Source organism: Variovorax sp. GW458-11-26-14-LB1 (assembly GCF_059423965.1).
Window position 1 is genome coordinate 22114 of sequence record NZ_JBWKYW010000012.1, and the last position, 23969, is coordinate 46082.

Consider the following 23969-nt stretch of genomic DNA (forward strand, 5'->3'; position numbering starts at 1 on the left):
TTCGTTGTTCGTGTGTGTCTTCGATGCCCGCGCCGTGTGCTAGCCCGGCGGCTCGCCGTCGAAGGCGCGTTGCAGCAGCGCGCGGATCGCGTCGCGCTCGGCCGGGCCGAAGGGCCGCGGATTCCAGTACGGGTTGGCGACGGCGATGTCGGCCGCGCGGTCGAGGTCGGCGGCGCGCATGCCGATGTCCTTCAGCGCCACCGGCGCGCCGTTGTCGCGCGCCAGCGCAAACACCGCCGCCGGCGCCGACACGCCGCCGAGCGCGCGCGCGATGCGCGCCATGGCACGCGGCGCGGCCTGCGCGTTGAAGGCGAGCGCATGCGGCAGCACCACCGTGTGCACCTCGGCATGCGGCAGGTTGAAGCTGCCTCCCAGCGTGTGGCACAGCTTGTGGTGCAGGGCCATGCCCACCGCGCCGAGCACGCCGCCGCAGAGCCAGGCGCCGTACAGCGCGTCGGAGCGTGCCGCCAGGTCGTCGGGCTGCACGCGGATGGCGGGCAGTGCACGTGCGAGCGCCGCGATGCCCTCCTCGGCCATCAGGTCCATCACCGGGTTGCTGTCCTGCGCGTACAGGCCTTCGGCCGCGTGCGCGATGGCGTTGATGCCGCTGGTCACGCTCAGGCCCACGGGCAGCGTGCGCGACAGCTCGGGGTCGTAGATCACGGTGCGCGGCAGCACGCGCGGGTCCTTGCCGGTCTTCTTCAGGCCGTTCTCGGTGAGGCCGTAGATCGGCGTCATCTCGCTGCCCGCGTAGGTGGTGGGAATGGCGACGATCGGCAATCCGGATTCCAGCGCGATGGCCTTGCCCAGCCCCGTGGTGGAGCCGCCGCCCAGCGCCACCGCGCAGTCGGCGCCGAGCTGGCGTGCCAGGTCGCGGGCCTCGCGCGCCGTCTCCACAGGCACGTGCATCACGGCGCGGTCGAACAGGCCGGCCGCCTGCGCGCCGAGCGAGGCCGCCACGCGCTCGGCCTGCGGGCGCTGCTCGGGCGTGCACAGCACCAGCGCCTTTTTCGCGCCCAGCGCATCGATCTCGCGCGCCAGGTGGCGCAGCGAACCGGCGCCGAACACCACGCGCTGCGGGTGGGTGGTGTGGATGAAGTCGTGCATGGCGCGCTCCCTTCTGTCTGGCTATTCGAGGTTCAGGCGGCGCTCGCGCACCAGCCGGGTCCACTTGTCCTGCTCGGTGCGCAGCACGGCGGCGAACTGCTCGGGCGTGTTGGCGATGCCCGTCAGGCCCTGTTCGCGCAGCCGTTGCTGGAACGCGGGCTCGGTCACGATCTTTCGCACCTCGGCCTGCAGCCGGTCGACCACGGCGCGCGGCGTGCCGGCCGGGGCCAGCAGGCCGACCCAGGAGTTCACCTCGAAGCCGGGGTAGCCGCTCTCGGCCACGGTGGGCACGTCGGCATAGGCGGCCACGCGCTGCGCGCCGGTCTGGGCCAGGGCGCGCAGCCGGCCCGCATTGACATGCGGCTGGGCCAGCACGGCCGAGAGGAACATCATCTCGACCTGCCCGCCCAGCAGGTCCTGCTGGGCCGGCCCCCCACCGCGATAAGGGATGTGCGTGACGAAGGTGCCGCTCACGGCCTTGAAGTACTCGGCCGTGAGGTGGTTGCTCGAGCCCGGCCCGACGCTGGCGTAGTTCAGGCGACCCGGCTGCGCCTTGAGCAGGCCGACGAAGCGCACGAAATCCTTGGCCTCGACCTTCGGGTTGACCACCAGCACCAGCGGGTTGCTCGCCACCTGCGTCACGGGCTGCAGGTCTTTGGCGATGTCGAAGCTCAGCTTCGGATAGACCAGCGGGTAGGTCGCATAGCTGTCGAACACCATCAGCAGCGTGTGACCATCGGGCGCCGCGCGGGCCACCTCGGCCCCCGCCAGCGTGCCGCCGGCGCCGCTGCGGTTGTCCACGATCACGGTCTGGCCGAGCGCGGCCTGCAGGCGCGGCTGCAACTGGCGCGCGACGGTGTCGACGATGCCGCCCGGCGGAAAGCCCACGACCAGCCGCACCGGTTTGGTCGGCCAGGCCGGCGCCTGGGCCTGCGCGGCCATGCCCCACAGCAAGGTGCAGGCAACCAGGGCCCGGGAGAGGATCGAGAAAGACATCGTGTGCGTCCGTCGGGTTGGGAAGAAAAAGGAAGACGTCAGCGCACGAAGTGCGGCGGAATCTGCGCGTCGACGTTGACCCACACGCTTTTCACCTGCGTGTACTCGCGCATCGCGTCGAAGCCCATCTCGCGGCCGTAGCCGCTCTGGCCCACGCCGCCGAAGGGCGAGCCGGGGTTCACGCGCTTGTAGCTGTTGATCCAGACCATGCCGGCGTGCAGGTCGCGCGCCACCTTGTGGGCGCGCTGCAGGTCGCGGGTCCACAGGCCGCTGCCCAGGCCGTAGTCGGTGCCGTTGGCGATCTGCATCGCCTCTTCGTCGCTCTTGAAGGTGAGCACGGTGACGAAGGGGCCGAACACTTCTTCCTGCGCCACGCGGTCCTGGTACGAGCGGGCGCGCACCACGGTCGGCTGCACATAGCAGCCCTGCGCCAGGTCGCCGCCGGGCGCGCCGCCGCCCGCCAGCACTTCGCCGCCCTGCGCCTGCGCCACCTCGACATAGCTCAGCACGCGGTCGCGGTGCTGGGCGCTGGTGAGCGGGCCCATCTCGGTGGCCTCGTCGAGCGGGTTGCCCAGGCGGATCGACTGCGCGAGCGGAATGAACTGCTCGAGGAAGGCGTCGGCGATCTTCTCGTGCAGCATCAGCCGCGAGCCTGCGATGCAGGCCTGGCCCTGGTTGTGGAAGATGGCCCAGGCGCTGCCGTTGACGGCGGCCTGCAGGTTGGCGTCCTCGAACACGATGTTGGGGCCCTTGCCGCCGAGCTCGAGCTGCACCTTCTTCAGGTTGCCCGCGCTGGCCTGCACGATGCGCCGGCCGGTGGCGGTGCTGCCGGTGAAGGCGATCTTGGCGATCTCGGGATGCTCGGCAATGTACTGGCCCGCCACGCTGCCCAGGCCCGGCAGCATGTTGACCACGCCGGGCGGCACGCCGGCCTCGGCCATCAGCTCGGCGATGCGCAGCGAGGTGAGCGGCGTGATCTCGGCCGGCTTCATCACGATGCAGTTGCCGGCCGCGAGCGCGGGCGCCATCTTCCAGCTCGTGAACATGAGCGGGAAATTCCACGGCACCACCTGGCCGACGATGCCGACCGGCTCGCGCAGCGTGTAGTTGAGAAAGCCCTCTTCCACCGGAATGGTCTCGCCCTGGAACTTGTCGGCCATGCCGCCGAAGTAGCGAAAGCACGCGGCGGTGCGCGGCACGTCGAGCCGGCGCGAGTCGCGGATCGGGTGGCCGGTGTCCAGCGATTCGAGCCGCGCGAGTTCTTCGCCGTTGGCCTCGATGAGGTCGGCCAGCTTCAGCAGGATGCGCCCGCGGTCGGCGGCGGCCATGCGGCTCCATTTGGGGAACGCGCGCTTGGCGGCGGCCACGGCCTTGTCGACGTCGGCCTTGCCGGCCAGCGCGACCTGGGCGATGGGCGTGTTGTCGTGCGGGTTCAGCGTGGCGAGCGTCTCGCCGGATTCGGCGTCGACGAAACGGCCGTCGATGAAAAGCTGGTGACGGATGGAAAGAGCAGGCATGGGTTCTCCTCGCCCTCCCCGCGCGGGGAGGGCTGGATGGATGAATGGCGGGAAGAAGGAAGCGGCGGGCCGGCCGCTCAGAACTCGACCGGGATCTCGGGCGACTCGCCCTTCTGGATCTCGTAGACCAGGCTGGGCGAGCCGTTCTCCCACACCAGCAGCATCGAGCGCTTGGGGCTGAAGCCCTGGTGGCGGCAGTAGGCGGGCATGGCGGCCATGTCGCCGGCCTTCATGATCACGCGGGCCATGGGCTTGCCGGTGTTCTTGTCGCCGCAGTCCCAGTGGATCTCGTCGGTCATCTGGAAGAACCACTCGACGCGGTCGTTGCCGTGGATGATCGGCAGGATGTGCTCCTCGGTCGTCGGGCACATGTAGCTGTGCTTCACCACCGAGGTGAAGCTCGGGTTCCACGTGACCTGCGAGCGGCTCAGAAAGCCGAAGAGGTTGAAGGCGTGCACCTCGTTCTCGAAGCCGGGCTCGGGGTGCAGCTCGGGCTGGCCCTGCGGCACGTCGGCGAAGGCGCGGTTGACGGGCGCGCCGCGCGCGTCGCTGCGCAGGTCGAGGTCGCCCTTCAGGCCCACGCAGCGCTTGGCCAGCTCGCGCGCCCGGGTGATCTTGGCGGTGTTGTTGCCGCTCTTGCGGCCGTAGGGCGAGCCGGTTTCCTGCGGCGCGGCGAAGGGGTCGAAGGCCTCGTTGGTCCAGTCGTCGAGCATGGCCTCGAAGGTGGCGCGGATCTGCGCCGTGGGGAAGTTCTCGAGCAGGTCGATGCCCGCGTCCTTCATGGTGCCGTTGAAGCTGCCGGCGTACAGGTCGACCGAGTCGTAGTGGTTGATGGTGCCGAACACGTTGTCGAAGTTGACCCAGCCGTAGAAGAAGCCCCAGGCCACGTCGCGCATCAGCGCACGCAGGTAGTTGCCGGCGTCCATGGTGTGGCTCATGGGGCGGCCGTCTCGGGTCTTCCAGGTGATGTGGGCGAAGTACTCGTCGCGGCGGAAACCGAAGCTGCCGAGCGAAAAATCCTTGTAGCCGAGCGTGGCATCGGGCTGCGATGCGATGACCTTGGCGAGTTCTGCGGGTGCGTTCATGGTGTGGCTCCTGGATAGCGGGTTCAGTGCGTCTGGCAGATGTCGGCCCACTTCTCGATGGAGAGGTCGCCCTTGCAGGTCTGCAGCACGATCACGCCGGGGTCGCCGGCCACGCGGAACTGGTAGGCCGTGTTCTTGGGCAGCAGGCCCTGGTGGCCGCGCGAGAGCTTCATCCAGCCCATCTTCCTGCCCTGCGGCTCGCCCTTCACGCGCACGGCGCCGTTCTTCTCGGTGTCGGCCACGGTCTGGGCCGCATCGAGCTGCACGAGGTGCACTTCGATTTCGCCGTCCATCACCAGCGCGAACTCGTCGTGGGCGCAGGTGAACCAGGGCGAGGTGCCTTCGGCGCGCAGCGTTTCCAGCACGTAGATCTGGTTCTGGCCGAACACGACCTTCTCGTAGGGCTGGCTGATGCTGGCGATCTCGAAGCAGTTGGAGAACGCGTAGTGGCGCACGTCGTCGTCGATGGGCTCGACGTGGCCTTTCTCGAAGTGCTTGAGGGACCCGAAGCGGGTCTGGTATGCGACGGTCATGGGTGTCTCCTGAGGTGCCGGACGATGCAGCGTGGTGGCTGCGATGTGTGCACTGTAGGAAACGGAGGGCGCGAGCGGTAGGCCCGAAACGCGGGCCGCATTGTTCGGCAAATCCGTTCAATGCACAGGGTTTACCCCGGAACGGACGGCGCTCGCGTCAGGCGTCCCAGATCAGGCCCGGCGGCAGCAGCCCGCGTTCGATCATGGCCGCGTCCCACGGCGGCACCTTCGAGAACGCCTGGGTCAGGTGCTCGATGAACAGGCGCAGCTTGAAGGCATTGCGCGAGGTGCCCGCGTACACCGCGCTGAGCGAGAACGACGACAGCTGGTGCGCCGGCAGCACCACTTCCAGGTCGCCGCGCAAAATCGCTTCACCGGCCACCAGCGTCGGCAGGCAGACGATGCCGGCGTGCTCCATGGCGTACTCGCGCAGCAGGTGGACGCTGTTGGTGAGCAGCGCCGCGCTCATGTACAGCGTGACCTGTTCACCGGCGTGATGGAAGGTCCAGCGGTCGCGCGTGGGGTAGCCCGAGTACAGGCCGAGCGTGTGCTTGTGCAGCTCGCGCGGGCTCGCGGGCCGGCCGTGCGCGCGCAGGTACTCGGGCGTGGCGCAGAACACGCGGCGCACCGGGAACAGCGGGCGCGACACCAGCTCGGTCGACGCCGCCGGAAAGATCTGCAGTGCGCAATCGACGCCCGCCTTCACCGGGTCGACCACCGCGTCGCTCACGATGAGCTCCAGGTGGATGTCCGGAAAGCTCACCTGGAAGGCGCGCAGCAGCGTCGCGAAATGCCCCAGCACGAAACCCGTGAGCGCATGCACGCGCAGCGTGCCGGTGGGCCCGTCCTTGGCGTCGCGCATCTGGTCCATGATGTCGTTGGCCCGCCCGACCAGCTCGACGCAGTCGCGCAGGAAGGCCTGCCCCACGTCGCTGAGCCGGACCACCCGCGTGCTGCGGTGGAACAGCGGCGCGCCGACGTGGTCCTCGAGCTGCTTCACGCGGCTGGTCACCACCGATTTCGACACCCGCAGCTGGCGCGCGGCCTCGGCAAAGCTCTGGGTCTGTGCGACCCGCACGAAGGTCTCTATGTTCTCGAGGCGGTCCATGGGGCATGCAATGTAGCGGTTGCGCGGCGGCGGCCGGTCGGCCGCACGGGTGTGAAGTACTGCGCAATCCCGCTCGGAGATTGACCGCACCCTTCTCAATTCGCCCACAAATGTGAGCATTTCCCTGTGAGATTGTTAATACGGCAACTATTGTCCTGCCCCGAAGCACCCCGGGTGCACAAGAAATCGAAGCAGGGAGTTCCCATGACCAAATCCACGATCACCGTGATGCTCGCGCTGGCGGCATCCGTTCTCATGAGCGCCTGCGTGCACCACCACGCGCCGCCGCCGCGTGCGGAGCCCGCGCCGGCGCACAAGGGCGGCAACTTCTGCCCGCCGGGCCAGGCCAAGAAGGGCAACTGCTGATCGCCCGCCATGCTGAACCCGTTCCTGCGTGACATGACGCCCGACGAACTGCCGACCGGCACCGCGCGGCCGGCCTACATCGCCCTGCTGCCCGTGCTGGCCTATGTGCTCGTCGCCATCGCCTTCCTGAGCATGTCGGTGGTCGTGCCGAGCCTGCTCGTGGCCTGCCTGTTCGCGACCGCGGCGGCCATGTCGCTGGGCGCGGGCGTGGTGCTCGGCATGAGCATCTGGATCTTTCCGCAGCTGTCGAGCTGAGGGCCGCACGCGATGACTACTTCGAACGCTTCCGTCTTCCGCGTCCAGAGCTGGCGCACGACCCTGCTTGCGGCCTCGGTCGTGCTGCTGATCGTGATGGCGCTGCTCATGAAGTGGCTGGTCGAGCTGCAGGTGGAAACCGCGCAGGAACGCCAGCTGCGCGAAGCCGTCGCGCGCGAGGCGGACGCCCGCTGCTTCGTGCTGCCCACGCGCCAGGAGGTCGACACCTGCCGGGCCGTCAATGCGGCGGGCCTCACGCCCTGACCAACGCGCCGCTCAACCGAAAGTGAACGCGTAGGCCTGCGCGCCGGGGTCGAGAAACTCGATCTCGAACAGCCGCTCCTTGCCGCTGCCCGCCGACTGCCGCACCAGCTGGTACAGCTTCTGCGCATCGACCACGCCGTGGCCCTGGGCATCGGTGTCGGCGCCGTGGTCCGCCAGCGGCGGCTGGCCGTCCACCCGCACCGTGAAACGCACCGGCTTGCCGTCGGCCATCGGGCCGAGCACGAGGTGCAGGTCGCGCGCCTTGAAGCGGTAGGCGATGCGGCCATTGGCCTGGTTCAGCACGGCCCGTTCGCCCTCCACCGTCCAGTCGCCGCCCAGCGACCACTGGTTGGTGCGCAATGAGGAAGCCATGGGCTCGTAGGCCTTCGCACGGTCGCGCGCGATACCGCCGGGCGACGCGAAGCCATGTGCGCGCGCATGGCCCAGGTAGGTTTCGCCGGACTGCGCCGGCTCGGCGCCGGGCGCGGCCTGGGTGCCCTGCCCCTGCGGCGCCACCAGCCCGGAATTGATGCTGTTCGCCTGCCCGGCCTCGGCCAGCAGCTGCTGGATCACCTGCTCGGCCTTGTCGTAGCGGTTCTCGCCGAACTGGTGATGGCGGATGCGCCCCTGCGCATCGACGAAATAGAACGCCGGCCAAGCCTGGTTGTCGAAGCCGCGCCAGATCGAAAAGTCGTTGTCCAGCGCCACCGGGAACCCGATGCCCAGGTCTTTCACGGCCTTGCGCACGTTGGCCGGGTTCTTCTCGAACGCGAACTCCGGCGCATGCACGCCCAGGACGACCAGGCCCGCGTCCCTGTACTTCTCGGCCCAGGCACGCACGTAGGGCAGCGTGCGCAGGCAGTTGATGCACGAGTAGGTCCAGAAGTCGACCAGCACCACCTTGCCGCGCAAGGCCTCGGGCGTGAGCGGCGCCGAGTTGATCCACTCGGTCGCGCCCGCCAGCGAAGGCAGGCGGCCTTCGACGCGGAGCTCGCGCGCGGGCACCGGGGCCGGGCGGGTGTCCGAGACGCGCACGAAGCCGGCGTCTGCGCGCTGTGCCTGCGGCGCGTCCTTGCGCAGCGTGTCCACCAGCGCCTGCTCCAGCGCCGACGTGGTGCCCAGCGACAGGCGCGCGAGCCAGCCGGTGTCCAGCCCCAGCGCGATGGCGCCCACGCCGGCCAGCACGGCGGCGCCGGCGATGCGCCGCACGCCGTCGCCGGTCGGCAGCGTGCGCTTCAGCGCCGAGAGCAGCCGGCCGCCGGACAGCAGCGCCACCGCAAGCGAGGTGCACGCGCCGGCCGCGTAGGCGAGCAGCAGCAGCGAGGTGCCGACGCTCGCGCCGTTGAGCGCCGCGCCCGTCAGGATCAGCCCGAGGATCGGCCCCGCGCACGGCGCCCAGAGCAGGCCTGTGCCCACGCCCAGCCACAGCGGCGAGAACACGGAGGCCTGCCGCTCATCGGAAATGCGCAGGCCCAGCGCCACCAGCGGCCGGCTCAGGCGCTCGGCCACGCGCGGGAACAGCAGCGTCGCACCGAACAGCGCGAGCAAGGCCATGGCCGCGTAGCGCCCGTATTCGTTGAGCGTGACGATCCAGCCGCCGCCCACCGCCGCCAGCGTGGCGACCACGGCAAAGGCCAGCGCCATGCCCACGAGCATCGGCAGGCCGTGCGAGCGGAAGGGCCGGTCGGCGCGCGCGAACACGAAGGGCAGCACCGGCAGGATGCAGGGGCTCAGGATCGTGAGCACCCCGCCCAGGTAGGCGATGAAGAGGATGAGCATCGGGATGTGAAAGATGGGGGGTCGGGTTCAGCGAGCGGGCGCAGCGGCCAACGCCAGCCGCGCCTCGAGCCCGCCTTCGGGTCGGTTGTGCAACGTGAGTTCGGCGCCCATCGCCATGGCCAGCTGGTGCGCGATGGCCAGGCCCAGGCCGGTGCCGCCGGTGCTGCGGTTGCGCGAGCTTTCGACGCGGTAGAAGGGCTTGAGCACCGCGTCGAGCTCGTCGGGGGGAATGCCCGGGCCGTTGTCGAGCACGCTCACCACGAGGCGGCCATCTCTGGTTTGCACACGAAGCGTCACGTCGGTGCCGAACTTCAGCGCGTTGTCGATCAGGTTCATCAGGATGCGGCGCAGCGCGTTGGGGCGGCTCACGATCGGCGCACCGGCCCGGCCGTCGAGCCGCACCTGCTGGCCCACGTCTTCGTAGTCGGCCACCATGCTCTCGAACAGCGCGTCGGCGTCGATGCGCAGCGGCGGCTCGGTGGCGCCGTGCAGCGTGCGCGCATAGGTCACGCCTTCGCGCACCAGTGCGTTCATGGCGTCCAGGTCCTGTCGGAATTTCTCGCGGTCGTGCGTGTCGTCCATCAGGTCGGTGCGCAGGCGCATCCGCGTGATGGGCGTCTGCAGGTCGTGCGAGATGGCCGCCAGGATTTCGACGCGCTCCGCCATGTAGCCCGCGATGCGCTGCTGCATGGCATTGAAGGCGCGCGCCGCGTGCGCCACTTCGGTCGGGCCCTCTTCCACCAGCGTGCGGCCCTTCAAATCAGGACCGAGCTGGTCGGCCGCCGCGGACAGCTGCGCGAGCGGCCGCGTCACCAGCCGCACCGCGACCCAGGCGCACACGGCCAGCACCAGCAACTGGCCCGCCAGCAGCCACATCACCCAGCCCGACACCGGCATGCCCACGCGCATGGCGTGCACGACCACCGACGAGCCGTCGCCCAGCCGCACCTCGATCTGCAGGCCTTCGGGCGGCCAGGCCACCTCGCCGACCTTGACGACCGGGAACGGGCGCATCGCATCGACGATGGCCGCGGCAAACTGCTGCGAAGCCTCCGAGCGGGGCGCGCTGCCCTGCGCATTGCCGCCCAGCACGAAGCGGTAGTTGCGCCGTTCCAGCCGGTCGAGCCAGCCGGCGCGCTCCGCCGCGGGGAGCCGGTCGAGGATGGCGACCGAGCTCGCGATGTCGCGCTCGATGCCGATCATCATCAGCTCGCGAAGCGCCATGTTCCGCTCGTAGCGGATCGCCGCGAAGGTGAGCAGCTGCGCGATCGCCAGGCCCACCACGATGATCAGCGTCACGCGGGAGAACAGCGAGCCGGGCAGCAGCCGGCGCCAGCGCGGTGCGGCGGCGGCCGGGTTTGCAGATGCATTCGCGGAAGTGGACATGAACAGCTTCTTCGTCAGGCGGCGTGGCGATGCGTCATCGGCGCAGCGGGCTCACACCAGGTGGATGGCAACGTCGATGTTGCCTCGGGTCGCCTTGGAATAGGGGCAGGTCTGGTGCGCGGCCTCGGTGAGGGCCTGCGCCACCTCGCGGTCCAGGCCCGGCAGGCTCACGTTCAGGCGCGCCTGCAGAAAGTATTCGCCACCGGCGGTGCCCAGGTCGACCTCGGCATCGACGGCCAGGTCGGGCGGCAGCGCGACCTTCATCTTGCCGGCCGCCTTGCCCATCGCGCCGATGAAGCAGGCCGACCAGCCGGCCGCGAACAGCTGCTCGGGGTTGGTGCCGGTGCCGGCGCTGCCGGGCGACGAGAGCTTGATGTCCAGGCGGCCATCGGAGCTGCGCGCCTCGCCGTCGCGGCCTCCCGAGGAGGTGCGGGTCTTGCCGGTGTAGAGGACTTTGTCGATGCGGGTCATGGGGTTCCTTGAATGCAGGGTGGTTGGAAAACGCACGGATTGTTGGGCCGCCCACCCCCTGCCGGATCGCCTTCTGTATGCCTGTGTATCTGGCCCGTACATCCACACACTACGTTTCCACGGCCCCCCCGGCGCGCCGCCGGAACGCTACATTGCGGCTGCGGCGCCGTGCCGCCAATGCCTTCCTTGCCATGACGCCCAAGACCTCCGACCACATCCTCATCGTCGACGACGACCGGGACATCCGCGAACTGCTCACCACCTATCTGGTGAAGAACGGCCTGCGCGTGGTCGCGGTGCCCACGGGGCGCCACATGCGCGCCGCGCTCGAGGCGTCGGGGCCCTTCGACCTGATCATCCTGGACCTGATGCTGCCCGGCGAAGACGGGCTCACGCTGTGCCGCGACCTGCGCACCGGCAAGTACAAGGCCACGCCCATCCTCATGCTGACCGCGCGCAGCGAGGAAGCCGACCGCATCCTGGGCCTGGAGATGGGCGCCGACGACTACCTGGCCAAACCCTTTTCCGCGCGCGAGCTGCTGGCGCGCATCCGCGCCGTGATGCGGCGCACGCGCATGCTGCCGCCCAACATGGGCACCGTCGAGCCCTCGCAGAAGCTGGGGTTCGGCGAATGGCAGGTCGACACGGTGGCGCGCCACCTGATCGACGACGCCGGCGTGATGGTGGCGCTGAGCGGCGCCGAGTACCGGCTGCTGCGCGTGTTCCTGGACCACCCGCAGAAGGTGCTCAGCCGCGACCAGCTGCTGAGCCTGACCCAAGGGCGCGAGGCCGAGCTCTTCGAGCGCTCCATCGACCTGCTCGTGAGCCGGCTGCGCCAGCGCCTGCGCGACGACGCGCGCGAGCCCCGCTACATCAAGACCGTGCGCAGCGAAGGCTACGTGCTCGCTTCGGCGGTCGAAGCGAGAGACTGACCGACGCCACGCTCTGGCACTGGGTCGGGTGGCGCACCTCGTGCGCCAGCCCGCCCGCGAAGAACAGCAGCGCGAACCAGAGCTTCTTGAATCCGCGAGGGCGCGTCATGGGGATTTCCTTCGGGCGATGAGTGGAGGACGGGCGGATTGTTGGCCGCCTTCTCACCGTGCAACGGGCATTGCGTATGCCTGTGTATCCCGGCCCGACATCGACACACCACGTTTCGTCGAGGTGCCTTCGCGCGCCTGCGATTGAAATTTAGTGTGGCCGGAAGCGGCGCGGATACAGAGGCATACACAAGCCGATCAACAGGTGGGTTTCCCCCCGAACAATCGCGCCGTCACCCCCTTCGCATCCCAGGAGATTTCCATGACCGCCTCCCCCTCGCTGCCACGCCGCGCCTTCCTCGGCAAGGCCGCACTCGGCCTCGCCGCCACGCAGCTGACATCGATCGTTCCTGCCTTCGCCCAATCCGCCGCCACAGGCAGCACCCGTCGCCTCGAACCCCTCAAGAACATCGACGCCGGCAGCCTGCGCATCGGCTACTACGAAGCCGGCCCGGCCGACGGCGCGCCGGTGATCCTTCTGCACGGCTGGCCCTACGACATCCACATGTTCGTCGACGTCGCACCGCAGCTGGCCGCCACGGGCTTTCGCGTGATCGTGCCGTACCTGCGCGGCTACGGCACCACCCGCTTCCTGTCGGCCGACACGCCACGCAACGGGCAGCAGTCGGCGGTGGCCGTCGACATCGTGGCGCTGATGGATGCGCTGAAGATCCCCGTCGCCACCGTGGCCGGCTGCGACTGGGGCGCGCGCACTGCCTGCATCATGGCCGCGCTGTGGCCCGAGCGCGTGAAGGCGCTGGTGTCGGTCAGCGGCTACCTCATCGGCAGCCAGGAGGCCGGCAAGGCGCCGCTGCCGCCGCAGGCCGAGCTGCAGTGGTGGTACCAGTACTACTTCGCGACCGAGCGCGGCCGCGCGGGCTACGAGAAGAACCGCCACGACTTCGCCAAACTCATCTGGCAGCTCGCCTCGCCGAAGTGGAATTTCGATGCCGCCACCTTCGAGCGCAGCGCCGTCGCCTTCGAGAACCCCGACCACGTGGCGATCACGGTGCACAACTACCGCTGGCGCCTCGACCTGGCCGAGGGCGAGGCGAAGTACCAGGCGCTGGAGAACCGGCTCGCCCAGGCGCCGGTGATCGGCGTGCCGACCATCACGCTCGAAGGCGACGCCAACGGCGCGCCGCATCCGGAACCCAGCGCGTATGCGAAGAAGTTCTCGGGGCGCTACGAGCACCGGCTGGTCAGCGGCGGCATCGGCCACAACCTGCCGCAGGAGGCGCCCGAAGCGTTCGCGAAAGCCGTGATCGACGTGGCGCGCGGGTAGCCGCGCAGGCTCAGTCGGCGGTGAGCGCCTGCGTCAGCGGCTCGGCGTCGAAGCGCTCGAACCCGCAGTAGCACAGGAAGTGGCGGTTGGCCGCGCGGCCGAACAGCGTCATGCCGAGCTTCGTGGCCAGCTCGTGCCCCATCGCGGTGACGCCGTTGCGCGAGACGACGATCGGCACGCCCATGTGGGCCGACTTCATCACCATCTCGCTCGTCAGGCGGCCCGTGGTGTAGAAGACCTTGTCGCCGCCGTCGATGCCATGCACCGCCATCCAGCCGGCGATGGTGTCGATGGCGTTGTGCCGTCCGACGTCCTCCGCGAACACCAGCATCTCGGTGCCGCGGAACAGCGCGCACCCGTGCACCGACCCGGCGTGCCGGTGCACGCTGTTGCGCGATTTCATCTGCTCGAGGATGCGTGCCAGCGTGCCCTGCGCGATGCGCGCCGACTGCGCGGCCGGCAGCCGCACGGCGCCGATCTGCGCCATGGCGTCGCCGAAGACGGTGCCTTGTCCGCAGCCGGTGGTCACGACCCGGTGCGCGGTTTTTTCGGCGAGGTTCGCGATGCCGCGGTGGGTCTTCACGGCGGCCGCCTCCACGCTCCAGTCGACGTCGATGCTCTCGACCTCGTCGGCGCGCCGCACCAGGTCCTGGTTGAGCAGGTAGCCCAGCACCAGCAGCTCGGGCGCGGCGCCCAGGGTCATGAGCGTCACGAGTTCGCGCTTGTCGACGAAGACGGTCAACGGCCGCTCCGCCGGGATGTCGATGTCGCGGCGCTCGCCGTGCTGGTCGACGATCTCGATGCGGCGCAGCAGCGGGCCGCGCGCCGGGTTCAGGCGCGGCGCACCCGCGCGCCGGGGCAGCGGGACCGCATCGAAAGCCAGCGGTGTGTCGTCTTCTGCGTCGTCTTCACGTGGGGCCATGCGGAATCCTACGCCACCGCTGCGAGCGGAGCTCGAAGGGGTACTGCTCGCGAACGGGCGCGCCATCGGCTATGGTTCGTTCATGCCTTCTTCGGACACTCCCGCGACCGCGCCCACGGGCCGCCCGACGCTCGACGTCGCGGTGGTCATGCGCCGCGAACGCCTGCACGGCCCCTCGAGCCACTGGCAGCCCTGGCGCTGGACGCTCGACAGCGTGCTGCCCGACGAGCCCGGCTTCGGCACCGAACCGCGCCTCCTGCGCGACGACGACGGCGAGCAGCACTGGCTGCACCCCGGCTTCCAGGTCGAGCTGTACCGCGACGAGGCCGAGGGCTACCACCTCAACGCGATCACGCCGACGCCGTGCTGGTTCGTGCTGTGGCGCATGGACGAAGAGCCCACGCTCGCGCCGCTGCCCATTCCGCGCCCGGTGGTGGTCACGCTCAGCTACTACGAGGCCGGCCGCTGGCTCGATGCGCAGGAAACCGTGGAACAGGTGCCGGCGCCCGCGGAGGTGGTCGACTGGGTGCGCGCCTTCGTCGACGAACACTACGTGGTCGAGCCCAAGCGCCGCCGCCGGCCCGAGAGCTTCCGCTCGCTGGTCGACCGCTTCGGCAACGCCGCGAGCGTGACGACCGAGAAGAAACGCGGACGGGGCGCGGGCGATGTCTGAAGGTTTCCTGGGACGCTGGTCGCGCCGCAAGCAGGAAGTGCGCGCGGCCGAGACCGCCGTGGAAGAAAAGACCCTGCCAGCCGTGGAACCCGTTGCGGTGCCGGCGCCAGTGCCAGCACCCGCCGCGCTCGCCGAGCCCCCCGCCGCCGAAGGCGATCAGGACACCGCGCCGCCATTGACGCTCGCGGACGTGGATGCGCTCGACATCGGCTCCGACTTCAAGCCCTTCCTCACGAAGGAGGTCGCGCCCGAGGTCAAGAACGCGGCCTTCCGCAAGCTCTTTGCCGATCCGCATTTCAATGTGATGGACGGCCTGGACACCTACGTCGACGACTACTCCCAGTCCACCCCGGTGCCCGAGAGCGTGCTGCGCCAGATGGCCAGCGCCAAGTTCCTCAAGCTCTTCGACGAAGACCCCGAAGACATTCCCCCGGAAACCCCCGACGACGCCGAAACGGCGGACGTGGCACAGTCCCAGGGTTCCGAAACGCTTCCCAGCCCGCCGGTTGCCGCGATGCAACCCGCCAGCCAAGAAACCGATGACCACCACGCTGATTTGCGACTGCAACCAGACGATGCCGCTCGAGCCGAAGACGCTCGGCGCGGCACTGGCTGAAACCCTCCCGCTGCATTCGTCGCTGTGCCGCCGCGAGGCGACCTCCTTCCAGCGCGCCATCCAGTCCGGCGACGACGTCGTGGTCGCCTGCACCCAGGAAAAACGGCTGTTCGGCGAACTCGCCACGCAGACGCCCAACGCCACCTCGCCGATCCGCTTCATCAACATCCGCGAGACGGGCGGCTGGAGCCGCGACGCGAAAAGCGCGATGCCGAAGATCGCCGCGCTGCTGGCCGCCGCCAGCCTGCCCGAGCCCGACCCCGTCTCGACCGTGAGCTACACCAGCCAGGGCCGGCTGCTGATCATCGGCCCGCTCGACGCGGCCGAGCGCGCCGCGGCGCTGGTCGGCGACACGCTCGACGTCACCCTGCTCGCGCAGGGTCCCGGTGCAGACGGTGGCGCCCAGGCGCGCCGCTGGCCGGTGATCGCCGGGCGCATCGATTCGCTCACCGGCTGGCTCGGCGCCTTCACGCTGCGCTGGACGCGCGACAACGCGATCGACCTCGACCTGTGCACCCGCTGCAATGCCTGCGTGGTCGCCTGCCCCGAGCAGGCCATCGGGCTGGACTACCAGATCGACAACGCGCGCTGCACCTCGCACCGCGACTGCGAACGCGCCTGCAGCGTGGCCGGCGCCATCAATTTCAGCCGCGAGCCGCAGGCGCTCGACGCGGCCTTCGACCTCGTGCTCGACCTCGGCGTCGCGCCGCAGATCGACTGGCACGCGCCGCCGCAGGGCTACTTCCACCTGCCCGGCGGCGTCGCGCAGGCCGAGGGCCTGCAGACGCTGCTGCGCCTGCGCGAGCTGGTGGGCGAATTCGAGAAGCCCAAGTTCTTCGACTACAAGCAGAAGCTGTGCGCGCACAGCCGCAACGAGGTGGTCGGCTGCAACGCCTGCGTCGAGGTGTGCTCGGCCCATGCCGTGAGCAGCGACCCGCAGCGCCAGCGCATCGTGGTCAACCCGAACCTGTGCGTCGGCTGCGGCGCCTGCACCACGGTGTGCCCGACGGGCGCGCTGGGCTACACCTACCCGCGCGCGCCCGACCAGGGGCTGAAGCTGCGCAAGCTGCTCAGCACCTATGCCGCGGCGGGCGGGCGCGATGCGGCGCTGCTGCTGCACAGCCAGGAAGGCGGCCAGGCGCTGCTCGAACAGCTCGGGCGGCAGGCGCAGCTGGGCAAGGCCCAGGGCGTGCCGGCGCGCGTGATGCCGGTCGACCTTTTTCATGCGGCCAGCACCGGCATCGACCTGTGGCTGAGCGCCGTCGCCTTCGGCGCCTCGCAGGTCGCCGTGCTGTGCACCGGCGAAGAGGCGCCGCAGTACCTCGCGGCGCTCAAGCAACAGAGGGACGTCGCGCAAGCGCTGCTGCTGGGCCTGGGCTACACCGGCACGCACTTCCACGTGATCGAGGCCGATTCGCCCGCCGCGCTGGACGGCGCGCTGGCCGGCCTGCGCACGACCACGCAGCGCGTGCCGGCCACGGCGGCCCGCTTCGCCGTCGGCGCCGACAAGCGCGACCGGCTCGAGATGGCGCTGGACCACCTGATGGGCGCAGCGCCCGCCCTGCAGGCGCCCGCCGAGTCCCCGCTGGCCTTCGCGCTGCCGGCCGGATCGCCGCTGGGCGCCGTCGCGATCGACAAGGACAAGTGCACGCTGTGCCTGGCCTGCGTCAGCGCCTGCCCGTCGGGCGCGCTGCTGGACAGCCAGAGCGCGCCGCAGCTGCGCTTCATCGAGAAGAACTGCGTGCAGTGCGGCCTGTGCGAAACCACCTGCCCCGAGGACGCCGTCTCGCTCGTGCCGCGCCTGCTGGCCGCGCCCGAACGCAAGCAGCAGGTGCTGCTGAACGAGGCCAAGCCCTGGGCCTGCATCCGCTGCAGCAAGCCCTTCGGCACGCAAAAGGCCATCGAGGCCATGCTCGGCAAGCTGGCCGGGCACGCCATGTTCCAGGGCGAGGCGCTGGAGCGCCTCAAGATGTGCAGCGACTGCCGCGTCATCGACCTGTACAGCGCCACCAACGAAGTGAAGATCGCCCCGCTATGAGCCAGACCTTTCCCGCCACTTCCGCGCTCGACGAGGAGGTGGCCCGGGCCGAGCTCTACGGCCTGCTCGCGCGCCTGTGGTACGCCGCGCCCGATGCCGAATTGCTGGAAGCCTTCCAGGTCGCGCCCACCGAGGCGCCGGCCGCGGGCGCCTTCCTGGAAGAGCCGTGGCGCCAGCTGGTCGGTATCGCGCGCGACACCGACGCGGCCGCCGCGCACGAGGAATACGACGCGCTCTTCGGCGGCATCGGCAAGCCCGAGGTCTTCCTGTTCGGCTCGCACTACCTGAGCGGCTTTCTCAACGACAAGCCGCTCGTGCAGCTGCGCCACGACCTCGACAAGCTGGGCCTGGCGCGCACCGAGACCACCTACGAAACCGAGGACCACATCGCCTGCCTGTTCGAGGTCATGCGCTACCTGATCGCCGGCGAGGACGTGGCGGTGGCCAACCTCACGCAGCAGCAGGCGATGTTCTCCAGACACATCCAGCCGTGGCTGCCCGCCTTGTGCGATGCTGTGTTGCAGCATCCGAAGGCGCGGTTCTACGCGGCGCTCGCCGCCTTCACGCGCGCGTTCGGCGACGTCGAGGCGCAGGCCTTCGACATGCTGGACTGAAGCGAACGAATGCGAGGGGTATTCAGGTTGCTCACACCTTGTTGCTGGTCTAGTATCCACAAGGCCGACCGGGTTTCCCCTCTCTCGTCGCGCCCAGCCACTCCTGGAGTCAATATGCAGGACAGCCAAAACACCGGCATCAAGCCGGCCTCCCGCCGCGGATTCTTCATCGGTGCCGCTACCGCCGGCGCCGCCGCGGTGGCCGTCACGTCGCTGCCAAACATGGCCGAGACACCCGTCGCCGCCGTCGCCCCCTCTTTGCCGCCCCCGCCCGAAAACGGCGGCGGCTATTCCCTGAGCGAACACGTCAAGCGTTACTACGCCACCACGTCAGCCTGAGGAGACCCCGTGCTTCTGACCAGAAAATCCCCAGGCACCGCGAGCCCGCGGGCCTCCGACGCGTCGCCCTTCGTTCACAGCCTGCGGCGCGGTCTCGCGAACGCCTTGCCGACCATGGACCGGCGCGCCTTCCTGCGGCGCTCCGGCCTGGGCGTCGGCGTGGGCCTGGCGGCCAGCCAGCTCACGCTGATCCAGAAGGCCAAGGCCGCCGACGGCCGGCCCACGGCCATCGGCGCCGGCAAGATCGAAGTGAAGCGCACCGTGTGCTCGCACTGCTCGGTCGGCTGCGCGTCCGACGCGGTGGTCGAGAACGGCGTGTGGGTGCGCCAGGAGCCGGTGTTCGACTCGCCCATCAACCTGGGCGCGCACTGCGCCAAGGGTGCGGCGCTGCGCGAGCACGGCCACGGCGAGTACCGCCTGCGCTACCCGATGAAGCTCGTGAACGGCAAGTACGAGCGCATCAGCTGGGACACCGCGCTCGACGAGATCACCGCCAAGCTGAAGGAACTCACCAAGGCCAGCGGCCCCGACGCGATCTACTGGATCGGCTCGAGCAAGCACAGCAACGAGCAGGCCTACCTGCTGCGCAAGTTCGTGAGCTTCTTCGGCAGCAACAACTGCGACCACCAGGCGCGCATCTGCCACTCGACCACGGTCGCGGGCGTGGCGAACACATGGGGCTACGGCGCCATGACCAATTCGTACAACGACATGCGCAACGCGAAGATCGCGATGTACATCGGCTCGAACGCGGCCGAGGCGCACCCCGTGAGCATGCTGCACATGCTGCATGCCAAGGAAAACGGCTGCAAGATGATCGTGGTCGACCCGCGCTTCACGCGCACGGCGGCCAAGGCCCACGAGTACGTGCGCATCCGCTCGGGCTCGGACATCGCGTTCCTGTTCGGCATCCTGCACCACATCTTCAAGAACGGCTGGGAAGACAAGCGCTACCTCAACGACCGCGTCTACGGCATGGAAGAAGTGCGCGCGGAAGTCATGAGCAAGTGGACGCCCGACAAGGTCGAGGAGGCCTGCGGCGTGAGCGAGGCGCAGGTGCTGAAGGTCGCGACCATGCTGCACGAGCACCGCCCCGGCACCGTCGTGTGGTGCATGGGCCAGACGCAGCACAGCATCGGCAACGCCATCGTGCGGGCCTCGTGCATCCTGCAGCTGGCGCTGGGCAACGTGGGCACCTCGGGCGGCGGCACCAACATCTTCCGCGGCCACGACAACGTGCAGGGCGCGACCGACGTCGGTCCCAACCCCGATTCGCTGCCGGGCTACTACGGCCTGGTCGAAGGCTCGTGGAAGCACTTCGCCGCCACCTGGGGCGTGGACTTCGAATGGATCAAGGGCCGCTTCGCCTCGCCCGCGATGATGAGCAAGCCGGGCATCACGGTGTCGCGCTGGATCGACGGCGTGCTCGAGAAGAACGAGCTCATCGACCAGGACTCGAACCTGCGCGGCGTCTTCTACTGGGGCCATGCGCCCAACTCGCAGACGCGCGGCCTCGAGATGAAGCGGGCCATGGACAAGCTCGACCTGCTGGTCGTGGTCGACCCGTACCCCTCGGCCACAGCCGCCATGGCCGCGATGCCGGGCCGGCCCGAGGACGCCAACGCGAACCGCGCGGTGTACCTGCTGCCCGCGTGCACGCAGTTCGAGACCAGCGGCTCGGTGACGGCGTCGAACCGCTCGATCCAGTGGCGCGAGAAGGTCATCGAGCCGCTGTGGGAAAGCCGCACCGACCACATGATCATGCAGCAGTTCGCCGACCGCCTGGGCTTCGGCAAGGAGCTCAGCAAGAACTACAAGATGCAGAAGGTCAAGGGCATGGACGAGCCCGTGCCCGACGACATCCTGCGCGAGATCAACAAGTGCTGCTGGGCCGTCGGCTACTCGGGCCAGAGTCCCGAGCGGCTGCAGGCGCACATGCGCAACATGGCCGCCTTCGACGTGCGCACGCTGCGGGCCAAGGGGGCGGTCAAGGACAAGGTCAACGGCTACGACATCTCGGGCGACTACTTCGGCCTGCCCTGGCCCTGCTACGGCACGCCCGAGCTCAAGCACCCCGGCTCGCCGAACCTGTACGACCCGTCCAAGCACGTGATGGACGGCGGCGGCAACTTCCGCGCGAACTTCGGCGTGGAGCGCAACGGCAAGAACCTGCTGGCCGAGGACGGCTCCCACTCGCTGGGCGCCGACATCACCACCGGTTACCCCGAGCTCGACCACCTGCTGCTCAAGAAGCTGGGCTGGTGGGACGAACTCACCGAGGCCGAGAAGCCCAAGGCCGAAGGCAAGAACTGGAAGACCGACAGCTCGGGCGGCATGATCCGCGTGTTCATGAAGAACCACGGCTGCCACCCCTTCGGCAACGCGAAGGCGCGCGCGGTGGTGTGGAACTTTCCCGACGCGATCCCGCAGCACCGCGAGCCGATCTACGGCACGCGCCCCGACCTGGTCGCCAAGTACCCGACGCACGACGACAAGATGGCCTTCTGGCGCATGCCCACGCTCTACAAGACGGTGCAGCAGAAGAACATCGCCGACAAGATCGCCGAGAAGTTCCCCTACATCATGACCTCGGGTCGGCTCGTGGAGTACGAGGGCGGCGGCGAGGAAACCCGCTCCAACCCCTGGCTGGCCGAGCTGCAGCAGGAGATGTTCATCGAGATCAACCCGAAGGTGGCGGCCGAAAAGAACATCCGCAACGGCGAGCGCGCCTGGGTGCACACGCCCACGGGCGCCAAGCTCAACGTGCAGGCCCTGGTGACCGAGCGCGTGGGGCCCGACACGGTGTTCATGCCCTTCCACTTCTCGGGCCGCTGGCAGGGCGAAGACCTGCTGGCCTATTACCCGAAGGGCGCGGCGCCCATCGTGCGCGGCGAGGCCATCAACACGGCCACCACCTACGGCTACGACAGCGTCACCATGATGCAAGAGACCAAGACCACGGTCTGCAACATCGAGAAAGCATAAGGAATCACCATGGCAAGAATGAAGTTCGTCTGCGATTCCGAGCGCTGCATCGAGTGCAACGGCTGCGTCACGGCCTGCAAGAACGAGAACGAGGTGCCCTGGGGCGTGAACCGCCGCCGCGTGGTCACGCTCAATGACGGCCTGCCGGGCGAGAAATCGATCTCGGTGGCCTGCATGCACTGCTCCGACGCGCCCTGCATGGCGGTGTGCCCCGTGCAATGCTTCTACCGCACCGACGAAGGCGTGGTGCTGCACGACAAGGACGTGTGCATCGGCTGCGGCTACTGCTCGTACGCCTGCCCCTTCGGCGCGCCGCAGTTCCCGTCGCAGGGCACCTTCGGTGCGCGCGGCAAGATGGACAAATGCACCTTCTGCGCCGGTGGCCCCGAAGCCAACGGCTCCGAAGCCGAGTTCGAGAAGTACGGCCGCAACCGCCTGGCCGAAGGCAAGCTGCCGGCCTGCGCCGAGATGTGCTCGACCAAGGCCCTGCTGGCCGGCGACGGCGACGTGGTGGCCGACATCTTCCGCACCCGCGTCGTGCACCGCGGCACGGGCGCCGAGGTCTGGGGCTGGGGCACGGCCTACGGCTCGCAGCAGGCCGGCACGCCGCCCACCGGAGGCACCAAGTGAAGCGCGCGGTCGTGATGCTCGTCGCGCTCGCCTCGGGCGCGATGCTGCTGGCGGCCTGCAGCGAGAAGCCGCAGACGAACGCCGAGGGCGTCAAGCACGACGCGGTGCCCTGGAGCGGCACGGGCACGCAGGCCAACACCGGCACCGCCTTCACCGCGCCCGGCTGGAAGGTGGGCGACAAGACGGCGTGGGAGCAGCAGATCAAGACGCGCTCCAACGGCCAGAACGAGTACACCCGAGAAAACTGAACCGGAGGCCGCATGAGCGTCACCATTCGCACCAGGCACGCGTTCCACGCGCTGCTGGCGACCGCGCTCCTGGGCTGGGCGGCGGTGGCGCCGGCCCAGGAGGCCAAACCGGCCGCGAGCGGCGCCGTGACCGCATCGCCCGCCCCTGCTTCGCCTGCCGCTGCCACGGCAGCAGCACCGAAGGCCGAGGGCGGCATCCGCAGCCAGAACATCTTCGACGTCAAGCCCGAGGCCAGCGCCGATCCCAACTACCTCAACCAGACCAACGGCGAGCGCAACAAGGTGCAGCCCGGCAACAACGCGCCGATGTGGCGCCAGGTGAGCGGCGGCGTCACCGGCTACAGCAGCCTGCCGGTGAGCCAGGCGCCCGAGGCCGGCAACCTGATCCAGCGCTTCGTGCAGTACCCGGGTTCGCGCTTCACCAACGCGGGCGAGGCCTGGCGGCAGGTGCGCAACGACTGGATCATTCCGTACGGCGCGGCGCTGCTCTTCGTGACGCTGCTGGCGCTGGCCATCTTCTATTTCACGCGCGGGCCGATCCGCCTGCACGGCACCGAAACCGGCCGCAAGATCGAGCGCTTCACGCCGTTCGAGCGCGCCACGCACTGGTCGAACGCGCTGGCCTTCGTCACGCTCGCGATCTCGGGCATCGTGATGGCCTTCGGCAAGTTCTTCCTGCTGCCGGTGCTGGGCAGCGCGCTGTTCGGCTGGCTCGCCTACGTGCTCAAGACGGTGCACAACTTCGTGGGGCCGCTGTTCGTGGTGACCACGCTGTTCATGATCTTCACCTTCATCCGCAGCAACTGGCCGAGCAAGGACGACTTCACCTGGCTGCGGCACGGCGGCGGCCTGTTCGGCGGCAAGGAGCCCGCGTCGCACCGCTTCAACGCCGGCGAGAAGGCGGTGTTCTGGGGCGGCGTGCTGTTCCTGGGCAGCATCGTCATCGCCTCGGGCCTGTTCCTGGACAAGCTGCTGCCCGGCTTCGTCTACACGCGCGGCGAGATGCAGGTCGCGCACATGGTGCATGCGGTGGCCACGCTGCTCATGATGGCGATGATCATGGGCCACATCTACATCGGCACGCTGGGCATGGACGGCGCCTACAAGGCGATGCGCGAAGGCTATGTCGACGAGGCTTGGGCGCGCGAGCACCACAAGCTCTGGTACGACGACATCCAGGCCGGCAAGATCCCCGCGCAGCGCTCGCAACCCGCCGGCGTACCCGAGCCCGCACGGCCGGCGACGGCGCAGCAAGGAACCTCCGCATGAAGCACACGCTGACCCTTCTTCTGTGCGCACTCGCTGCGACCTCCGCTGTCGCCAAGCTCCCCCCGCCCACGCCGGAAGCGCAGGCCAAGGCCGCCGAGGCCGCGGCCCGCACCGCGTGGAGCGCCAAGACCGACGGCTACCTGCTGTGCAAGTCACAGGACCAGGTCGCCGCCAAGTACCGCGCGAGCGCGCAGGCCGCCGGCAAGCCGGCACCGACCGCGGTGGCCACGCCGCCCTGCGTGGACCCGGGGCCTTACGCCGCTGCCCCCAAGGTTGAAACCAAGCCCATCGAGGCATCGGGCGCCCACTCCCCGGCCCCCACGGCCGCGTCGCCGCCGAGTTCGAACCAGACCTCGGCACAGACGAATCCCGCACCCAAGAAGTAAGCCGGCGGCGCACCGCGCGTGCGCGGACGCGGCTGAAGAAAAAACGACCGCAAATGG

25 protein-coding genes are annotated in these 23969 nt (G+C 69.3%); 15 read left to right on the forward strand and 10 right to left on the reverse strand.

What is annotated here, in order from left to right; all coding sequences use genetic code 11:
• Positions 1-39: 39 nt before the first annotated feature.
• The 6 genes from AC07YS_RS10730 to AC07YS_RS10755 all read right to left on the reverse strand — a co-directional run bounded on the left by AC07YS_RS10730 (position 40) and on the right by AC07YS_RS10755 (position 6346).
• Positions 40-1107: a maleylacetate reductase gene (locus AC07YS_RS10730; RefSeq protein ID WP_492738377.1), complete on the reverse strand. Its 1068-nt coding sequence runs from the start codon at positions 1105-1107 to the stop codon at positions 40-42.
• Between the two features lie 21 nt (positions 1108-1128).
• Positions 1129-2103 carry a tripartite tricarboxylate transporter substrate binding protein gene (locus tag AC07YS_RS10735; RefSeq protein ID WP_495267670.1) on the reverse strand — a complete coding sequence of 325 codons (975 nt, stop codon included), beginning with the start codon at positions 2101-2103 and terminating at the stop codon, positions 1129-1131.
• 38 nt (positions 2104-2141) lie between these two features.
• On the reverse strand, positions 2142-3605 hold the full coding sequence (locus AC07YS_RS10740; protein WP_062479615.1) for an aldehyde dehydrogenase family protein: 1464 nt from the start codon (positions 3603-3605) through the stop codon (positions 2142-2144).
• A 92-nt stretch (positions 3606-3697) separates the two neighbouring features.
• Positions 3698-4705 carry a hydroxyquinol 1,2-dioxygenase gene (locus AC07YS_RS10745; RefSeq protein ID WP_070059783.1) on the reverse strand — a complete coding sequence of 336 codons (1008 nt, stop codon included), beginning with the start codon at positions 4703-4705 and terminating at the stop codon, positions 3698-3700.
• 23 nt (positions 4706-4728) lie between these two features.
• Positions 4729-5238 (reverse strand): cupin domain-containing protein, encoded by a 510-nt coding sequence (locus AC07YS_RS10750; protein ID WP_495267671.1) that lies wholly within the window; start codon positions 5236-5238, stop codon positions 4729-4731.
• 157 nt (positions 5239-5395) lie between these two features.
• Positions 5396-6346: a LysR family transcriptional regulator gene (locus AC07YS_RS10755; RefSeq protein WP_062479604.1), complete on the reverse strand. Its 951-nt coding sequence runs from the start codon at positions 6344-6346 to the stop codon at positions 5396-5398.
• Positions 6347-6550: 204 nt separating this feature from the next.
• On the opposite strand from AC07YS_RS10755, the gene AC07YS_RS10760 reads away from it, so the two are divergent.
• From AC07YS_RS10760 to AC07YS_RS10770, 3 genes are read left to right on the forward strand one after another with little or no spacing between them, the layout of a single operon-like run.
• Positions 6551-6712, forward strand: coding sequence for a hypothetical protein (locus AC07YS_RS10760; RefSeq protein ID WP_167395000.1), 162 nt, complete (start codon positions 6551-6553; stop codon positions 6710-6712).
• A 9-nt stretch (positions 6713-6721) separates the two neighbouring features.
• Entirely contained in the window at positions 6722-6967 is a 246-nt protein-coding gene (locus tag AC07YS_RS10765) for a hypothetical protein (RefSeq protein WP_062479607.1), read from the forward strand.
• Between the two features lie 12 nt (positions 6968-6979).
• The gene (locus AC07YS_RS10770) at positions 6980-7231 is read left to right on the forward strand and encodes a general secretion pathway protein GspL (protein WP_095949983.1); all 252 of its coding nucleotides are present in this window, start codon (positions 6980-6982) and stop codon (positions 7229-7231) included.
• Positions 7232-7243: 12 nt separating this feature from the next.
• Here AC07YS_RS10770 and AC07YS_RS10775 read toward each other — a convergent pair whose 3' ends face one another.
• Genes AC07YS_RS10775 through AC07YS_RS10785 form a run of 3 tightly spaced genes read right to left on the reverse strand, consistent with a single transcriptional unit; the run spans position 7244 to position 10867 of the window.
• Positions 7244-9010 carry a cytochrome c biogenesis protein DipZ gene (locus AC07YS_RS10775; RefSeq protein ID WP_495267672.1) on the reverse strand — a complete coding sequence of 589 codons (1767 nt, stop codon included), beginning with the start codon at positions 9008-9010 and terminating at the stop codon, positions 7244-7246.
• Positions 9011-9037: 27 nt separating this feature from the next.
• Entirely contained in the window at positions 9038-10396 is a 1359-nt protein-coding gene (locus AC07YS_RS10780) for an ATP-binding protein (protein WP_495267673.1), read from the reverse strand.
• A gap of 51 nt (positions 10397-10447) precedes the next feature.
• Positions 10448-10867 carry an organic hydroperoxide resistance protein gene (locus tag AC07YS_RS10785; RefSeq protein WP_307589588.1) on the reverse strand — a complete coding sequence of 140 codons (420 nt, stop codon included), beginning with the start codon at positions 10865-10867 and terminating at the stop codon, positions 10448-10450.
• Positions 10868-11058: 191 nt separating this feature from the next.
• On the opposite strand from AC07YS_RS10785, the gene AC07YS_RS10790 reads away from it, so the two are divergent.
• Together AC07YS_RS10790 and AC07YS_RS10795 are read left to right on the forward strand one after the other, a co-directional pair.
• The gene (locus AC07YS_RS10790) at positions 11059-11799 is read left to right on the forward strand and encodes a response regulator (protein ID WP_062470956.1); all 741 of its coding nucleotides are present in this window, start codon (positions 11059-11061) and stop codon (positions 11797-11799) included.
• A 370-nt stretch (positions 11800-12169) separates the two neighbouring features.
• On the forward strand, positions 12170-13192 hold the full coding sequence (locus tag AC07YS_RS10795; protein ID WP_495267674.1) for an alpha/beta fold hydrolase: 1023 nt from the start codon (positions 12170-12172) through the stop codon (positions 13190-13192).
• Between the two features lie 10 nt (positions 13193-13202).
• Here AC07YS_RS10795 and AC07YS_RS10800 read toward each other — a convergent pair whose 3' ends face one another.
• A complete protein-coding gene (locus AC07YS_RS10800) occupies positions 13203-14114 on the reverse strand; it encodes a formate dehydrogenase accessory sulfurtransferase FdhD (RefSeq protein ID WP_495267675.1) in 912 nt (303 codons plus the stop codon).
• A gap of 82 nt (positions 14115-14196) precedes the next feature.
• Between AC07YS_RS10800 and AC07YS_RS10805 the strand changes: the two genes are divergently transcribed.
• From AC07YS_RS10805 to AC07YS_RS10850, 10 genes are all read left to right on the forward strand, one after another.
• Positions 14197-14787, forward strand: a complete 591-nt coding sequence (locus AC07YS_RS10805) for a DUF3305 domain-containing protein (protein ID WP_095744485.1) — start codon at positions 14197-14199, stop codon at positions 14785-14787.
• Entirely contained in the window at positions 14780-15403 is a 624-nt protein-coding gene (locus AC07YS_RS10810; RefSeq protein WP_495267676.1) for a DUF3306 domain-containing protein, read from the forward strand. Before AC07YS_RS10805 ends, AC07YS_RS10810 begins: the two co-directional genes overlap by 8 nt.
• On the forward strand, positions 15363-17441 hold the full coding sequence (locus tag AC07YS_RS10815) for a 4Fe-4S dicluster domain-containing protein (RefSeq protein WP_495267724.1): 2079 nt from the start codon (positions 15363-15365) through the stop codon (positions 17439-17441). Before AC07YS_RS10810 ends, AC07YS_RS10815 begins: the two co-directional genes overlap by 41 nt.
• The gene (locus AC07YS_RS10820) at positions 17438-18055 is read left to right on the forward strand and encodes a TorD/DmsD family molecular chaperone (protein WP_159275130.1); all 618 of its coding nucleotides are present in this window, start codon (positions 17438-17440) and stop codon (positions 18053-18055) included. Before AC07YS_RS10815 ends, AC07YS_RS10820 begins: the two co-directional genes overlap by 4 nt.
• Before the next feature lie 114 nt (positions 18056-18169).
• The gene (locus AC07YS_RS10825; protein ID WP_070059792.1) at positions 18170-18394 is read left to right on the forward strand and encodes a formate dehydrogenase; all 225 of its coding nucleotides are present in this window, start codon (positions 18170-18172) and stop codon (positions 18392-18394) included.
• A gap of 9 nt (positions 18395-18403) precedes the next feature.
• Entirely contained in the window at positions 18404-21379 is a 2976-nt protein-coding gene (locus AC07YS_RS10830; RefSeq protein WP_159275129.1) for a formate dehydrogenase subunit alpha, read from the forward strand.
• Between the two features lie 9 nt (positions 21380-21388).
• Complete coding sequence (gene fdh3B / locus AC07YS_RS10835; protein ID WP_062470938.1) at positions 21389-22009, forward strand: formate dehydrogenase FDH3 subunit beta; 621 nt, start codon at positions 21389-21391, stop codon at positions 22007-22009.
• Complete coding sequence (locus tag AC07YS_RS10840) at positions 22006-22257, forward strand: hypothetical protein (RefSeq protein ID WP_082817975.1); 252 nt, start codon at positions 22006-22008, stop codon at positions 22255-22257. The genes fdh3B and AC07YS_RS10840 overlap by 4 nt, the downstream gene beginning before the upstream one ends.
• A 12-nt stretch (positions 22258-22269) precedes the next feature.
• Complete coding sequence (locus AC07YS_RS10845; protein ID WP_495267677.1) at positions 22270-23526, forward strand: formate dehydrogenase subunit gamma; 1257 nt, start codon at positions 22270-22272, stop codon at positions 23524-23526.
• Positions 23523-23912 carry a hypothetical protein gene (locus AC07YS_RS10850; RefSeq protein WP_495267678.1) on the forward strand — a complete coding sequence of 130 codons (390 nt, stop codon included), beginning with the start codon at positions 23523-23525 and terminating at the stop codon, positions 23910-23912. Before AC07YS_RS10845 ends, AC07YS_RS10850 begins: the two co-directional genes overlap by 4 nt.
• Positions 23913-23969 lie beyond the last annotated feature (57 nt).